This window comes from Paraburkholderia sp. BCC1886 (assembly GCF_900996245.1).
GTDB lineage: Bacteria > Pseudomonadota > Gammaproteobacteria > Burkholderiales > Burkholderiaceae > Paraburkholderia.
Map to the genome: position 1 here is coordinate 1 of NZ_CAAJGK010000004.1, position 437 is coordinate 437.

General features: G+C 66.8%; 1 protein-coding gene. It reads right to left on the reverse strand.

What is annotated here, in order from left to right:
• A partial coding sequence (locus FQ746_RS00020; RefSeq protein ID WP_222105831.1) for a condensation domain-containing protein occupies nucleotides 1-437 on the reverse strand: 437 nt, incomplete at both ends.

A 437-nucleotide genomic window follows, 5' to 3' on the forward strand; every position in this document is an offset into this window, starting at 1 on the left:
CGCATCGGCAGGATATTGGCGAACATGCCGGGCAGCGCACGCGTCTCCTTGCTGCGCGCCGAAACCGGAAAATCGAACACGGTTACACGGCCGTTGCTCATCCGGTAGAGATAGGCCGCCACGATGGCGGTGAGCACGAGCGGCCACTTCGCGATCCGCGTCTCGATCTGGTCGAGCTGGTCGATGAATGCAGCGGGAAGCGGCGCCGATGCCCGGTTGAAGAAACCGCTCGCGCGGGGTGCCGCACCGGCGATCGTCTCCGTGGCAGGCAAGGCATGGACGTAGTCCTGCCAATACTGGCGGTCGCTCGCGTAGCGCGGCGAGGACGGATACGCGCGATCGCCGCTCATCATCAGGTCGATCGCCACGAAGTCCGCCTCGGGATCCGGCGCCTGCCACATCAGCGCCGTGTAGATCGCCGCCACCCGGCGCGTCGC